We start from the raw sequence: 14,232 nt of genomic DNA, 5'->3' as shown, positions 1-14,232 counted from the left end.
TGTGCGCCCGGAGGCCCGGTCGGCGCACCCCTGGGCGGAGCGAAGGAGGGCCTGGGATGACCGGCAACGGCTACGCACACCCCGAGACGCTGGTCGGCACCGAGTGGCTGGCCCGCCACCTGGACGACGGGACGATCCGGATCGTCGAGGTGGACGAGGACACCACCGCGTACGACCGGGCGCACATCCCCGGCGCGGTCGGCTGGAACTGGAACACCGACCTGCACAGCCGGGTCGGCCGCGACTACGCCGACCGCGAGGGCGTCCAGCACCTGCTGCGGGCGGCCGGGGTGGAGGACGACACCACCGTGGTGCTGTACGGCGGCAACAACAACTGGTTCGCCGCGTACGCCTACTGGCTGCTGCGGCTGCGCGGCTTCGGGCCGGTGCGGCTGCTGGACGGCGGGCGCAAGAAGTGGGAGCTGGAGGGCCGGGAGCTCGTCCAGGAGGTGATGGACTACCAGCACACCGGCTACCGGTTGACCGGGCCCGAGCGGCCTGAGCTGCGGGCGCTGCGGGACGAGGTGCTGGCCAAGGCCGAGGTGTTCGCCAAGCCAGGCGCGGACGCGGTGCTGGTGGACGTCCGCTCGCCGGCCGAGTTCCGGGGCGAGCTGATCGCGCCGCCGCACCTGCCGCAGGAGCAGGCGCAGGTGCCCGGGCACATCCCGGGTGCGGTCAACATCCCGTGGTCGCAGGCGGCCAACGACGACGGATCGTTCCGCTCGGCGGAGGAGCTGCGGGCGCTGTACGCGGGCAAGGGGGTCGAGGCGGAGCGCGAGGTGATCGCCTACTGCCGGATCGGCGAGCGGTCCGCGCACACCTGGTTCACCCTCACCGAGCTGCTCGGGTACCCGCATGTGAAGAACTACGACGGCTCGTGGACGGAGTACGGCTCGCTGGTGCGGGCGCCGGTGGTGATCGGGGCCTGAGGGGTAGGCAGGGCCTGAGGGGTGGGTGGGGAATCGTGACGCCGTTGCGGCCGTGCCGCGACGGCGTCATTTCGGCGCGTTTCTTTTCATGAACATCTCACAACTGGGGAGTGGATCGGGGATCACCGGGACAAGGATCGATCCGACCCATCGTTCCGGTGATCCCTGGAGGACCACGTGCGCAAGAGGCTGATCGTCTCTGCTGCCAGTGCCCTGAGCCTGTTCCTGGCCGTTCCCGCCTCGGCAGCCGACTTCCAACCCGGCGCGGCCGGGGTCGGCGACACCTATTACCCGACCTACGGCAACGGCGGATACCGCGTCTCGCACTACGACATCCGGCTGAAGTACCAGCCCGCCACCGACGAGCTCGAAGGCACCACCACCATCCTGGCCACGGCGACCCAGGACCTCTCCCGGTTCAACCTCGACTTCGCGCTGAACGTCTCGGAGGTGCGGGTCAACGGACGGCCCGCGACCTTCACGACCAGCGGCGAGCAGGAGCTGGAGGTCACCCCCGCCCGGCCGCTCGCCAAGGGCAGCCAGGCCACCGTGGTGGTCCGCTACAAGGGCGTGCCGTCCACCGTGAAGAAGTACGGCTTCACCGCCTGGCTGCGCACGCCGGACGGCGCGGTGGCGGCCGGCGAGCCCGAGTCGGCGTGGTGGTGGTTCCCCAGCAACGACCACCCGAGCGACAAGGCCACCTTCGACGTCTCGGTGCTGGTGCCGGACGGCAACCAGGTGATCAGCAACGGCATCCTGGCCGGCACCTCCTCGCAGGCCGGCTGGACCCGCTACAGCTGGCGCGAGAACAAGCCGCAGGCGACGTACCTGGCCACCCTCGCGGTCGGCAAGTTCGACGTCACCACGGACACCACGCCGAGCGGGCTGCCGGTCTACAACGCGTACAGCAAGGACCTCGGCGACAACACGGACGCGGCCAAGGCGAGCGTCGAGCGCACCGGCGAGCTGGTCGACTGGCTGAGCGGCTACTTCGGCGACTACCCGTTCAGCTCGGTCGGCGGCTACGTCCCCAACGTCCCGACCGGCTTCGCGCTGGAGACCCAGACCCGGGTCTTCTACAGCCCCCGGCAGTTCGCGAAGGGCTCCAACACCTCGGTGGTCGTGCACGAGCTGGCCCACCAGTGGTACGGCGACAGCGTCTCGCTCTCGCGCTGGAGCGACATCTGGCTCAACGAGGGCTTCGCCCGGTACGCGCAGTTCCTCTGGTCCGAGCACGAGAACGAGGGCACCGCGCAGGAGCTGGCCGACTACGTCTACGCCTCGCATCCGGCCGACGACGCGTTCTGGACCGTCAAGCCGGGCGATCCGGGCCCCGACAACCAGTTCGCGGGCGCCGTGTACGACCGGGGCGCGGTCGCCATCCAGGCGCTGCGCAACGCCGTCGGGGACGAGAAGTTCTTCGCGATCCTCAAGGGCTGGCCGACCGAGCGCCGCTACGGCAACGCCACCATCCCGGAGTTCCGGGCGTACGCCGAGAAGGTCTCCGGCAAGAAGCTCGGCGACCTCTTCGACACCTGGCTGTTCACCGCCGCGAAGCCGGCCACCGGGCCGGTGCCGGCGGGCGCCGCCGCGGCGGCCTCGCTCGCGCCGGGTGCGGGCGCGGGTGCGGACAAGGCCGACGGGCAGCTGCCGGCCGAGCCCAAGTCCTGGAAGAAGATCCAGGAGACCAACTCGCTGCACGACGCGGGGCACTGACGCCCGGACGGGTGCCCAGGTGACGGGCCTGGTCGGCCGCTCGCGCGGGAGCGGCCGGCCGGGCCCGGGCTCGCCGTCACCCCCCCCCGGGGGGCTTCGGGGACGGGCGCTATGCCGCTCCGGAGCCGTCCGCCGCCAGCAGCTCGGTGAGGCGGCGGACGGCGAAGGGTATGAGGTCGCGGACCGGGACCAGCCGACAGGGCGCGTCGCCGACCAGCACCTCGCGGATGCCGGCTTGCTCCTCGAACTCCCGCCCCACGAGCGGGAAGTGGGTGTCGTTGTCGTCGCCGACGCACGGCGCCTCGATCCAGACCCGCTCGCCCTGGATCGCCATCGGGAAGCGGCGGAGCTTGAGCCGGCGGTTGGGCGCGAAGGTCTCGGCGTAGTGCAGGAAGGTGTTGCGGTTGTGCCCGACACCGACCAGCAGCACGTACCCGCCGAGGTCGTGCAGCGCGCCGAAGGGCGACTCGCGGCCGACCGCGAAGCCGAGCGAGCGGCGGGCGGTGACCTCCCGGGCGTGCGCGCCGACGGCGGCGACCGACACCTGCGGGTGTGTGCTGCGCAGGCTCTCCGGCAGGGTGCGCAGCGCCTCCGCCACCGCGCCCGTGCGGGAGGGGAGTTCGGCGTGGAACAGCGGGACGGCGGCCCGCCGTTCGGCGGTCTCCGGGCCGGGTGGGCCGACCTGCTCGGGGGCCGGGTCGCGGACCGTGTCGGTGGTGAAGGTGGGCACCGCGACGGTGCCGGACGGCCCGACCGCCTCGCGCAGACTGGCCACCACGGCCGCCGCGCCGCCCTCGACCCGGCCGAGGCTGGAGAGCGAGGAGTGCACGATCAGCGCCATGCCCTCGCGGACGCCCACCCGGCGCCAGCCCTCCACGAGGTCGGCGGTGGTGAGCGGGGTGGTGCCCGGTGTGGTCATGGTGCCCCCTGGCGGTGCCGGTGTTGGTGCTGGTGCGATCGTTCGGCGCCGACCATAGCGGGTACCACTGACAATCGGTCAGGACGGGGGCACCCTGCGTCAGCCGGTGAGCTCTGGGTGGTCGGTGACCAGGCTGAGCGCCTCGGGGGACTGCAGGGCGTCCAGAGCAGGTCAGGCCGGGGGTTCCGGAACTCTCTCGATGTGAAGTATCTTGATGTCAAGATTGATGTCGATCACGCGACGGGGGCCTGCCATGCGGGGGAACGGACTGATGGCGCAGCTGCGGAAGCCGCCGGGCGGACGGGACGCGCGGATCATGCTGCTGGCGCAGTGCGTGGACCGGACCGGCACCGGCGTGTGGGCGGCGGCCTCGGTGCTCTACTTCACCTACGTGTGCGGGATGGACGCCCGGCAGCTCGGCCTGCTGCTGGGCGTCGGCGCCGCGGCGGGGATCGCCGGATCGCCGCTGGCCGGGCGGGCCGCCGAGCGGGTGCCCGTGCGGTGGCTGCTGATCGGGTGCCACCTGCTGCGGCTCGGGACGATGGGCCTGCTGCTGGTGGTCGACGACTTCGCCGCGCTGCTGCCCGCGGTCGCCCTGACCTGCCTGGCCGAGCGGGCCGCCAAGACCCTGGAGATGCTGTTCGCCACCCGCGTCGCGGGCGAGCGGCGCGGCACCTACCAGGCGCTGTTCCGCAGCGTGGCCAACGCCGGGTACGCGCTCGGTGCGGGCGTCTCGGCGATCGGCCTGGCGGTCGGCACCACGACCGCCTACCGCGCACTGATCCTGGCCAACGGGCTCTCGTACGTCCTGGCCGCCGCGCTGGTCTGGCGCACCCGGGAGCCCGCCGGGCACGGCCTGGTCGCGGCGGCCTCCGGGGAGCAGCCGGCCGGCGACCCGTCGGCCGTGCCGAGCCCCTGGCGGGACCGGGGCTACCTGCTGTTCGTCCTGCTGGACATGCCGCTGAACCTGGACGACTCGATCCTCAACGTCGGGCTGCCGCTCTGGCTCGTCCACCACACCGGCGCGCCGCACGCCGTCGTCCCGGTCTTCCTCGTCCTCAACACGGTGCTCGTGGTGCTGCTGCAACTGCGCGTCTCGGCCTGGGCGGAGGGCCCGCGCGGGGCGGCCGCGGCGGTGCGCTGGTACGGGGCGACGCTGCTGGGCAGCTGCCTGCTGATCGTCCTGGCCACCGGCGGCGGGCCGTGGACGGCCTCGCTCGCGCTGCTGGGCGCGGCGATGCTGGTCACCCTGGCGGAGCTGCTGCGCTCGGTCAGCTCCTGGGAGTTGGCCGTCTCGCTGGCGCCGCCGCGCGCCCAGGCCTCCTACCTGGGGGTGGCCGGGATGTCCCAGTCGGTGCAGAAGTCGGCGGGCCCGCTGCTGCTGACCGGTGTGGTGATGGCGGCCGGTCCGGCCGGCTGGCTGGCCCTCGGCGCGGCGACCGTCGGCCTCGGTGCGCTCCAGCGCCGGGCCAGCCTGCGGCGGTTGGCGGCCCTGGCCGGCCCGGCGGCCGCCGGGGCCGAGCCGGTGCGGCGGGCGGGCGTGACGGTCGGCTGAGCCGGAGAACAGCGCGGCGGTCGGCTGAGCCGGAGAACGGCGCGGCGGTCAGCGGCTGTCGGTGGCCGGTATCAGCGGGCGGCGGCGGTGACCGGGCGGGTGCGCAGGGCCCAGCCGGCCGCCGGGGCGGCGCACAGGACCGCCAGCCCGACCGCCCCGGCCGCCACCAGCCCGACCGGGCGCCACGGCAGCGCCCACGGCGCGGGTACCCCGAGGACGGCCAACGCGGCGTGCATGGTACCGAGTTGGGTGGCCGTCACGGCGCAGCCGAGCACCGCGCCGACCGCCGCGACCAGCACCGACTCGGCGGTCACCAGGCGCACCACCTGAGCCCGGGTGGCGCCCGCCAGGCGGAGCAGGGCGAGTTCGCGGCGGCGGTCCGCCGTGGTGGTGAGCAGCGTGGTGGCGAGCGCGATCCCGGTATAGACCAGGGCCAGGCCGAGCACCAGGACCGTACGGAGCCAGGCGATCCGGCCGCTCGGAGGCGCGGCGACGGCGAGCCAGTCCGCCCGGGCGAGCACCGCCGCTCCGTACGGCCGGGCGGCGCCGCGGGCTGCGGCGAGCGCTGCCGTACGGTCGGCGCCGGGCGCGAGCCGGAGCTCGATCCGGTCGACACGGGCCCCCGGGGCGTTGGCGGCGGTCACGTACAGCCCGTCGGCGGCGAGGCCGTCGCGCAGCACGGCGGCCACCCGCAGGGCCGTCCGGCTGCCGTCGGCCCGGACCACCGGCACCCGTTCGCCGACCGTACGGCCCCACTCGGCGGGCAGCACCAGCGAGTCGTCGTCCAGGGCCGCGGGAGCACCGGCCAGCAGCGGGAGCCGGGCGAGGGCGGCCAGGCCGGCCGGGTCGGCGGCGCGGGCCTCGGCGCGCACCGTGACGCCGTCCGGCTCGACCAGGGCGAGCCGGGTGGGCGCGGTCGCGGAGACGGCGTCCACGCCCGGGACGGCGCCCAGGGCCGTGACCAGCCGCCCCGGCGGCGCGGCGGCGGGCACCACGACCAGACCGGCGGCGGGTACGACGACGAGGTCTGCCCCGGTACGGGCGGCGGCCTCGGCGGCGCGGGCGGCGCTCACGGTGTCCAGCGCGCCCGCCAGCGAACCGGTCAGCGCCACCGCCACCAGCACCGGCGCCGCCACCGCGCCCGTACGGCGCAGCGCGGAGCCGGCGTTCGCGCGCACCAGCCGGCCCGCGTGGCCGCACAGCCGCGCGGGCAGCAGCAGGCCGAGCCCCCGGACCAGCGGCGGTGCGAGCAGCGGGGAGAGCAGGCCGCACGCGCAGATCAGCCACATCGGCCGGGTGGTGTACGTCTTGCGGTGCAGCAGGTCCGCCGGGTCGGTGGCGAGCGCCGTGCCGGCGAGCGCAGCGGCGCCCAGCAGCAGGCCGAGGCCGAGCAGCAGGCGGCCGAGGGTCAGCACCCCGGTGTCGGCGTCGGCCGCGCTCAGGGCGTCCAGCGGGCCGACCCGGCCCGCCCGGCGGGCGGCCACCGCGACCCCGGCCAGGGCGACCAGCAGACCCGTCCAGAACGCGGCGGGCAGCGGCCAGAGGGCACCGCTCGGCGCGAAGCCCGGCGGGGCCATGCCGACCCCGGCCAGCCACCGGATCAGCACGGGAGCGCCGAACCGGCCGAGCACGCAGCCGACGGCGGACGCCACCGCGCCCAGCAGCAGCGCCTCGGCGAGCACCGTACGGCGGACCTGCGCCCGGGTGGCGCCGGCCAGCCGCAGCAGACCCAGCTCGCGGCGGCGCCGCACGACCGCGTAGGAGTAGGTGGAGGCGACCACGAACGCCGACACGAACACGCTCACCCCGCCCGCCGTACCCAGCGCGGCGACCAGCGAGACCGACTCCCCGCCGCCGGGCGGCGCGTCGACCGCGGCGGCCAGGCCCAGCAGCGTCACGGCGGTCATCGCGACGCCGAGGGCGAGGGCGAGGAAGGCACCGAGCAGGGAGGGCCAGCGTGTGGTCAGGGAGGCGAGGGCGAGCCGCAGCATTCTCATGGCGTCCAGCGAACCGGCCCGGGCCGGGGGCGGTCGGCAGGCCAGGGCCTACTTCTGACGGTAGGGGCGGCCCTACCCGCCGCGGGCGGCACCGGCGTCGGCGGCCGGCGGCGGTCGGAATGCCGGGGAAGGTAGGCCGGGGAAGGTAGGCCGGGCCCTACCGCCGGGCGGCGGCGCGCTGCCTAGGGTCTGAGTTCGAACTCCCGTTGTCCGCCGGGCGGGCGGGAGTTCGAGGACAGACCCTAGGGTGGGCGGTGGTGTACGGGTGGACTTCTGCGACAGGGGGACAGGGTGAGCGGGGGCGCGGTGGCCGGGGCGGTCGCGGGGGACGAGCACGGTACGGGGAGCGCCTGGGCATCGGTGGCCCGCGCGGGTTTCCTGCGCTCCGCGGCTCCCTGGCGGGCGGCCGGATACCTGCTGGTCACCGGGGTGAGCGGGCTGCTGCTCTGTGCCGGGCTGCTGCTGTCGGCGGTGGTCGCCGGGGCCCTGGCGGCGGTGCTGGTCGGGGTGCCGCTGGCGGCGGCCCTGGGCCTGGCCGGGCTGCCGACCGCGGCCTGGGAGCGCCGGCTGGTCCGCTACCTGGACGGCGGGCGGGTCGCGAATCCGCACCGCGTCCCCGAACGCCCGGGCCTGGCGGCCTGGTTACGGCTGCGCTACCGGGAGCAGGCGACCTGGCGGGAGCTGGGCTTCGCGCTGCTCGCCGCGTTCGTGCTCTGGCCGATCGACCTCGCGGTGGTCGGCTGCGTCCTCGCCGTACCCGGCTACCTCGTCGCCGCGCTGCCGCTGCTCGTGCTGGACGGCGAGCAGGTGAACGTGCTGAAGGTGGTCGAGGTGCACTCGGCGGTGCTCGCCGCACTGCTCGGACTGGCCGGGCTGCTGCTGCTTCCGCTGCTGGCCTACCCGGTGGCGGTGGTGGCTGCCGCGCGGGCGTCGCTGGTCCGGCTGGTGCTGGCGCCGGGCGGGCGGGAGCAGCGGATCGGCGAACTGGTGCGCTCCCGGGCCCGGTTGGTGGACGCCTTCGAGGCGGAGCGGCGGCGGATCGAGCGCGACCTGCACGACGGAGCCCAACAGCGCCTGGTGGCCCTGACGATGGCGCTCGGGCTGGCCCGGCTGGACGCTCCGGCCGACGGCCCGCTGGTCGCCCGGCTCGCCGCGGCCCAGCGCGAGGCGGGCGAAGTGCTCGCCGAGTTACGCGAGTTGATCAACGGGATCCATCCGCAGGTACTCACCGACCACGGCCTGCCGGAGGCCTGCGGGGACGCCGCCGACCGCTCGCCGATCCCGGTCACCACCGGCTTCGACCTGCCCGGCCGGCTGCCGGCGCCGGTCGAGTCGGCCGGCTACTTCGTCGTCACCGAGGCGCTCGCCAACATCGCCAAGCACAGCGGGGCGAGCACCGCGAGCGTCGAAGGGCGCTACGCCGAGGGGTGGTTGACCGTCGAGGTGGCGGACGACGGCCGTGGCGGCGCGGACCCTGAGCGCGGCACCGGGCTGACCGGGCTGGCCGACCGGATCGCGGTCGTGGACGGCACACTGACGGTCAGCAGTCCGCCCGGCGGGCCGACCCTGGTGCGGGTGGAGATCCCCTGCACTCCGATCGACGGAAGAGGGGTGTGACGATGAGCGGACCGACGGCTGAGGGCCTGCGGCTGGTGGTCGCCGAGGACGGCGTGCTGCTGCGCGAGGGACTGGTCGACCTGCTGGCCCGGTTCGGGCACCGGGTGGTGGCGGCGGTCGGCGACGCCGGGGCGCTGTGCGCGGCGGTCGAGGACCACCGGCCGGACCTCGTCGTCACCGACGTCCGGATGCCGCCCGGCCAGACCGACGAGGGCCTGCGGGCTGCCCTCGTACTGCGCGAACGCACCCCCGGGCTGCCCGTCCTGGTGCTCAGCCAGTACGTGCAGCGCTCGTACGCGGCCCGGCTGTTGGACGCCGGGGACGGCACCGGCGTCGGCTACCTGCTGAAGGACCGGATCGGGCAGGTCGAGGAGTTCGTGGCGGCCGTCGGCACGGTGGCCGCCGGGGGCACCGTGGTGGACCCGGAGGTGGTACGGCAGCTGCTGCGCCGCCGCCGGGACCCGCTGGAGCGGCTCACCCCGCGCGAGCGCGAGGTGCTGGCGCTGATGGCGGAGGGCCGGTCGAACGCGGCGATCTGCCGGGCGCTGGTGGTGTCGGACGCGGCGGTGGGCAAGCACATCGGCAACATCCTGATGAAGCTCGACCTGCCGCCGGCCGAGGAGACGCACCGCCGGGTGCTGGCGGTGCTGGAGTTCCTCCGGGCCTGACGCCGGCAGCCCGGACGGGCCGGGGCGCCGGCGCCCGCCCGCTCAGGGCAGCGGACGGGCTGTCCGGTCACGGGCCCGGAGGCTCTCGGCGTTCGGCGGCGCAGGGTTCGGTGCTTCAGGGTTCGGCGGCTCAGGGGCGGGTGGCGGTGACGAGGTGGTAGTCGAGCAGGCCGTCGCGCCAGGCGGGCAGGAAGTTGCGGGTCCAGTGGCCGGGCGGGACGGCGTCGACGAGGTAGCGGTCGAGGCCGGGCCAGACGTCGGAGCCGACGGACTCGGTGCGGACGTCGGCGAACCCGGCCTTGGCGAGGTCGGCGGTGAAGCCCGCGAGGGTGTGCGGGACGTCGAGTCCGTCCGCGAAACTGGCGAGCAGGATGCTGAGGCGCTCGGCGACCTCCGCGCCCTCGGCGGCGAAGAAGGTGGTGACGGCGAGCCGGCCGCCGGGGCGCAGGACGCGGGCGGCCTCGTGGGCGAAGCCGGTGAGTTCGCGGAAGTGCTGGGCGGCCTCGACGGAGTACAGGCCGTCCAGGGAGGCGTCGGGGGAGGGGAGTTCGTCGGCGGCGCCGATGGCGTAGGCGAGGCGGTCGGGGTAGGTGGCCAGGGCCTTGGCGTTGACGGCGCGGGCCCGTTCGACCTGGTCGGGGTGGATGTCGACGCCGGTGACGGCGGCGAAGCGGAACTCGCGCAGGGCGAGGGCGGTGCCCAGGCCGCGTCCGCTGCCGACCTCGACGAGGCGCAGCTGTTCGCGCGGCTCGGGAAAGGTGTGCAGGACGCGGCGGTACAGCTGCTCCTGGCTGTGCACCCGGTCGTCGGGGGTGGGGGCGGTGAGGTCGATGCCGTGCCAGTCGCCGAAGTTGATGAACCCGCCTGCGAAGCTGGCGGCTTTGGATAGATCGCCGGCGCCGTAGGTCTGGCGTACGGTCGGGGGGATGCGGTTGTGGTCCATGGGCCGCTCGGTCTCCTGCTCGGTGGGCGTCTCCTGCTCGGCGGGCGCCCGGCGTCGGACGCGCCGAGGTACGTACCCAAACCGGTGGTGGTCCGAACACGGTACGTGATGGACCGATGTGCTCGGTGGGAAAGGGGCGCGGTGGTGCTCCGAGGGGGCTCGTAACACCACCGCGCGACCGGGGGCGGCTACCGGGAGAGGTCGGCCGGGGCGTCGAGCCTGGTCAGCTTCCGGGGGTTGCGCACGATGTAGACCCGGGTGACCCGGCCGTCCTCCACCGTGACGCTGACCACCGACGGCTCGCCGCCGAGGTCGATCCGGCCGGCCGGTGCGCCGTTGAGCCACACCGGCTCGGTGTCGAACCGGACCGGCGCCCGGTGGGCGCGCGCGAGCAGGGCCGCCACCGCCTCGGCGCCGTGCAGCGGGGCGAGCAGGGCCGCCGCGATCCCGCCGCCGTCGGCGATCAGGACCACGTCCGGCGCCAGGACCTCCATCAGGTCCTGCAGCCGACCGGTGCGCAGAGTCTCCAGGAAGCGTTCCACCACCCGCTCCTGCTCGGAGCGGCTCACCCGCACCCGGGGCCGCCGGGCGGCCACGTGGCCGCGGGCCCGCCGGGCGACCTGCCGCACGGCGGCCGGGGTCTTGTCGAGGGCCTCGGCGATCTCCTCGTACGGCAGCTCGAAGACCTCGCGCAGCACGAACACCGCCCGCTCGGTCGGCCCGAGCCTTGATCATGTTCTCGCTGAGCTCGGTGGGCAGCTGGGCCTTCGGCAGGCGGAGTGCCATGGTGTCCTCCTCGTGGGGTGGCTTGTTCATGCTTGTTCATGCTTGTTCGTGCTTGTTCGGGCATGAAGACACCGGAGGACGGGCGGATGTGACAGGCGGGAGAAAAAAAATCGCCGTCGGGCGGACGGCCGGGTTCGCTAGAGTCCGCGAGGATTCCCGGCGATCTTGACGAGACCTGACGAGACTTGAGGAGAACGACACCGTGAACGTCCCCGACGAACGCCCCGCACCGCCGCTGACCGGCGGCGAGCGCGAGATGCTGCGCGGCTTCCTGGACTTCCACCGGGCGACGCTCGCCATGAAGTGCGAGGGGCTGACCGACGAACAGCTGCGGCAGCGGTCCAGCCCGCCGTCCACGCTGACCCTGCTCGGCCTGGTGCGGCACATGGCCGAGGTGGAGCGCACCTGGTTCCGCCGGGTGATCGACGGTGAGGACCTCCCGCTGGTCTGGTCCGCGGACGGCGACTACCAGGCCGCGTACGACGCCACCGGATCCACCCGGGCCGAGGCCTTCGCCGCCTGGCAGGCCGAGGTCGAGCACGCCCGGCGCATCGAAGGCGCCGCCGAGAGCCTCGACGTCACCGGCTACCAGGCCCGGTGGGACGCCGAGGTCTCACTGCGGCTGGTGATGCTGCACCTGATCCACGAGTACGCCCGGCACAACGGGCACGCCGACTTCCTGCGCGAGGCGATCGACGGCGTGGTCGGGGCGTAGTCCCCGGGCCCGTCCTCGGAGGGGCGGCTACCAGCCGAGGAGGTGGGTGCGGCGGGTGAGGGCGGCGAGGACGGACTCGGCGGCGGCCTCGGTGGTGAGGTCGCCGGTGTCGATGGTGTGTGAGCCGCCGTCCGGGGCCGGGCCGGCGTGGAGCACGACGTAGTGGAGTGCGGTGCCGGTGGCGCGGCTCTCCCGGCGGAAGGTGTCGAGCGCGGCGGGGACGGCCGGGCACTCGACCACGACCTGGTAGCCGCGGGTGGCGTACGCGAAGGCGGCCTGCGCGGCGGCGGCCAGGGCGGTGGCGTTCTGGCGCCCGGCCTCCGGCAGGTGGGGCGGCAGCTGCCCGCTGCGGATGACCCGCAGGAAGTCGGCCGTCCGCAGGTGGACGCTCGGGTTCAGCTCCCGCGCGAGCAACTCCGCGACCGGGCTGTCCCCCGCCCCGGACGGGTCGACAAGGACGAGGACGCCACCGGCGCCGCGGCCGCCCCCGAGCTCCGGCCCACCTACGGTCGTACGGTTCACAGCTGCTGATCCCTTCGCGGGCCGGGGAGGGGCGGGTAGCCGGGGCGAGGCGGTCGGAGTGCGAAGGAGCTGGTCGGCACGGATCCGGACAGCAGACCGCCTCGTCCCTACGACTGATGTGTTTCGAGGATCAACCTAGTCCAAACGGGTGCCCCGAGTCGTCCCCCGCCCGGCGGGCGGACGGGGTACCGGGGGAGATCACGGGGGGTCGGCGGGGGATTGGTGGGGGGTCGGCGGGGCGCTTGCGGAGGGACGGCGGAGGGACGGCGGAGGGGCGCCGGGGGTCAGTGCTCCTCGGTGCGCAGGACGATCGGGTTGGTGAGCGCCGCCATCGGGCCCCAGGGCAGGTCCGGGCCCATCGCGTTGCCCCTGCCCGGCGTGCCGTCCGCCTTCGGGTGGCGCACCTCGGCCCGGACGTACGCGGCGAGCGAGGCCGTCGTGCGCCACACCACCGTGCCGGAGCCGTCGGCGGGCAGGGACTCCTGGTGCATCTGCCCCTCGTCGGTGATCAGCCGGACGGTGCCGCCGGGCACGCCCGCGACGGTGAGCCGGACGTCCAGCGGTGCGTCGGCCGGGACGGTCAGGTCCTCGCCGATGCCCGCCTGGCGGCCGTGCCCGGTGACGGTGAACTCCAGCCGGACGGCGGAGGATTCGGCGAGCCAGCTGCGCCCGTCGCGCAGCCCGTCCAGGATCGCGTCCCGGGTGAGGTCCTCGGCCAGCACCACGTTGTGCGGGGAGCCGATCACCTGCGGCTCGCTGTGCGCGTCGCTGTTGCCCAGGGCGGGCAGCCACGAGCGGCCCTCGCGCAGGGCGACGGCGAGCCGGCCGTCCCAGGTGTCCACCGCGGACTCGTCGTCGTACGTCCAGGGGCCGTTCCACACCTCGACCGCGTCGGCCTGGTCGTAGCCGAACTTCCACTGGCAGGCGACGTACGGGCAGTACGGGTGCGCGGGCACCACCAGGCCGCCGGAGCGGTGGACCTGGCGGACGAAGCGCGGGAACTCCTCGTCGCGCGAGCGGTAGCGCCAGTCGACGAACTGGCCGGCCTCCAGGCCGAGGGCCAGCCAGTGGCCGTTGCGGGTGGTGATCTCCTCGCCCGGGAGGATCAGCAGGTCCGGGCCGGCCAGCGGGCCCCAGACGGCGTGCGAGGAGCTGGTGTTGTGGTCGGTGGAGACGATGAAGTCCAGGCCGGCCGCGCGGGCCCCGGCCGCGACCTCCTCGGGCAGGCGCCGTCCGTCGGAGTGCACGGTGTGCAGGTGGCAGTCGCCCCGGTACCAGGCCCGGCCGCGGCCGCGGGCCCGCTCCGCCGGGTAGCGCGGGGTGAACTGCGGCCCGGGCGGGCCGAACCGGAGGGTGACCTGGACGCGGTACTCCAGGCCCTGCGGGGCGATCTGGTACGGGCCCAGGACGACGTGCCAGGTGCCGGGGTTGACCGGCCCGGGGAGGTAGCCGGGGGTCGCGGTGTCGCGGGCGAGGCTGAACTCGGTGCGGAAGCCGCCGGACCAGCCGCGGAAGCCGGGGCCGCCGAGGTCGGTGCCGCGCTCGTCGAAGATGCCGATGTCGCAGGAGTTTCCGGGGGTCCCGGCCGGGACCGGGGGCTTGTCGTAGCCGTAGGAGACGGCGATCTCGCGGACGCCCTCGGGGACTTCGACCGGGAGGTAGACGAAGTCGGGTGCGCCGGTGGGGAGATGGCCGGTGAGGGTGAGGACGCGGTCGCTCGGGCTCGGCGCGGCGGCGGCCTCGCCGGCGGTGGCGGCCAGGCCCAGGACGGTGCCGGCGCCGGTGGCCAGGCCGGTGCGGAGCAGGTCGCGGCGGGCGGGGTGCGCGGGCTGGCCGGGGTCGGCGGGGTGCGCGGGCCCGGTGGG

Annotated in this window: 11 protein-coding genes and 1 pseudogene; 6 read left to right on the top strand and 6 right to left on the bottom strand. The window is 74.9% G+C overall.

Features of this window, described 5'->3' with window-relative positions; genetic code table 11:
* Positions 1-56: 56 nt before the first annotated feature.
* The gene (locus tag OP86_RS03560) at positions 57-929 is read left to right on the top strand and encodes a sulfurtransferase (RefSeq protein ID WP_030058415.1); all 873 of its coding nucleotides are present in this window, start codon (positions 57-59) and stop codon (positions 927-929) included.
* Between the two features lie 177 nt (positions 930-1,106).
* Complete coding sequence (locus tag OP86_RS03555; RefSeq protein WP_030058416.1) at positions 1,107-2,645, top strand: M1 family metallopeptidase; 1,539 nt, start codon at positions 1,107-1,109, stop codon at positions 2,643-2,645.
* A gap of 109 nt (positions 2,646-2,754) precedes the next feature.
* On the opposite strand, the gene OP86_RS03550 is transcribed toward OP86_RS03555, so the two are convergent.
* Positions 2,755-3,564, bottom strand: a complete 810-nt coding sequence (locus OP86_RS03550) for an AAC(3) family N-acetyltransferase (RefSeq protein WP_033330882.1) — start codon at positions 3,562-3,564, stop codon at positions 2,755-2,757.
* Between the two features lie 271 nt (positions 3,565-3,835).
* Between OP86_RS03550 and OP86_RS03545 the strand changes: the two genes are divergently transcribed.
* The gene (locus OP86_RS03545) at positions 3,836-5,119 is read left to right on the top strand and encodes an MFS transporter (RefSeq protein ID WP_234434763.1); all 1,284 of its coding nucleotides are present in this window, start codon (positions 3,836-3,838) and stop codon (positions 5,117-5,119) included.
* A gap of 71 nt (positions 5,120-5,190) precedes the next feature.
* Here the strand turns inward: OP86_RS03545 and OP86_RS03540 are convergent, their stop codons facing one another.
* A complete protein-coding gene (locus OP86_RS03540) occupies positions 5,191-7,116 on the bottom strand; it encodes an FtsX-like permease family protein (RefSeq protein WP_078588411.1) in 1,926 nt (641 codons plus the stop codon).
* Between the two features lie 291 nt (positions 7,117-7,407).
* Here OP86_RS03540 and OP86_RS03535 point away from each other — a divergent pair, with 291 nt between their 5' ends.
* Together OP86_RS03535 and OP86_RS03530 are read left to right on the top strand one after the other, a co-directional pair.
* Positions 7,408-8,733, top strand: a complete 1,326-nt coding sequence (locus OP86_RS03535) for a sensor histidine kinase (protein WP_234434762.1) — start codon at positions 7,408-7,410, stop codon at positions 8,731-8,733.
* Positions 8,734-8,735: 2 nt separating this feature from the next.
* Entirely contained in the window at positions 8,736-9,401 is a 666-nt protein-coding gene (locus OP86_RS03530) for a response regulator (protein ID WP_030058422.1), read from the top strand.
* A 130-nt stretch (positions 9,402-9,531) separates the two neighbouring features.
* Here OP86_RS03530 and OP86_RS03525 read toward each other — a convergent pair whose 3' ends face one another.
* Positions 9,532-10,344, bottom strand: coding sequence for a class I SAM-dependent methyltransferase (locus OP86_RS03525; protein WP_030058423.1), 813 nt, complete (start codon positions 10,342-10,344; stop codon positions 9,532-9,534).
* Positions 10,345-10,532: 188 nt separating this feature from the next.
* A pseudogene (locus tag OP86_RS03520) lies at positions 10,533-11,069 on the bottom strand (sigma factor-like helix-turn-helix DNA-binding protein); the annotation flags it as partial.
* 317 nt (positions 11,070-11,386) lie between these two features.
* Here OP86_RS03520 and OP86_RS03515 point away from each other — a divergent pair.
* Positions 11,387-11,845: a DinB family protein gene (locus tag OP86_RS03515; protein WP_051829659.1), complete on the top strand. Its 459-nt coding sequence runs from the start codon at positions 11,387-11,389 to the stop codon at positions 11,843-11,845.
* 27 nt (positions 11,846-11,872) lie between these two features.
* On the opposite strand, the gene OP86_RS33295 is transcribed toward OP86_RS03515, so the two are convergent.
* Positions 11,873-12,367, bottom strand: coding sequence for a hypothetical protein (locus OP86_RS33295; protein WP_051829634.1), 495 nt, complete (start codon positions 12,365-12,367; stop codon positions 11,873-11,875).
* A 284-nt stretch (positions 12,368-12,651) separates the two neighbouring features.
* Positions 12,652-14,172 (bottom strand): CehA/McbA family metallohydrolase, encoded by a 1,521-nt coding sequence (locus OP86_RS03505; RefSeq protein WP_033330897.1) that lies wholly within the window; start codon positions 14,170-14,172, stop codon positions 12,652-12,654.
* Positions 14,173-14,232 lie beyond the last annotated feature (60 nt).

The sequence above is a fragment of the Streptomyces novaecaesareae genome (assembly GCF_000716875.1).
GTDB lineage: Bacteria > Actinomycetota > Actinomycetes > Streptomycetales > Streptomycetaceae > Kitasatospora > Kitasatospora novaecaesareae.
Note: the sequence above shows the minus strand (reverse complement) of the source record. Positions and strands in the feature narration are given on the sequence as shown.

What these genes read in the sequence shown, in the direction of transcription:
- OP86_RS03545 (WP_234434763.1), top strand. Translation starts at nt 3,836, where the DNA reads ATGGCGCAGCTGCGGAAGCCGCCGGGCGGACGGGACGCGCGGATCATG.
- OP86_RS03515 (WP_051829659.1), top strand. Translation starts at nt 11,387, where the DNA reads ATGCTGCGCGGCTTCCTGGACTTCCACCGGGCGACGCTCGCCATGAAG.
- OP86_RS03525 (WP_030058423.1), bottom strand. Translation starts at nt 10,344, where the DNA reads ATGGACCACAACCGCATCCCCCCGACCGTACGCCAGACCTACGGCGCC.
- OP86_RS03530 (WP_030058422.1), top strand. Translation starts at nt 8,736, where the DNA reads ATGAGCGGACCGACGGCTGAGGGCCTGCGGCTGGTGGTCGCCGAGGAC.
- OP86_RS03550 (WP_033330882.1), bottom strand. Translation starts at nt 3,564, where the DNA reads ATGACCACACCGGGCACCACCCCGCTCACCACCGCCGACCTCGTGGAG.
- OP86_RS03540 (WP_078588411.1), bottom strand. Translation starts at nt 7,116, where the DNA reads ATGAGAATGCTGCGGCTCGCCCTCGCCTCCCTGACCACACGCTGGCCC.
- OP86_RS03560 (WP_030058415.1), top strand. Translation starts at nt 57, where the DNA reads ATGACCGGCAACGGCTACGCACACCCCGAGACGCTGGTCGGCACCGAG.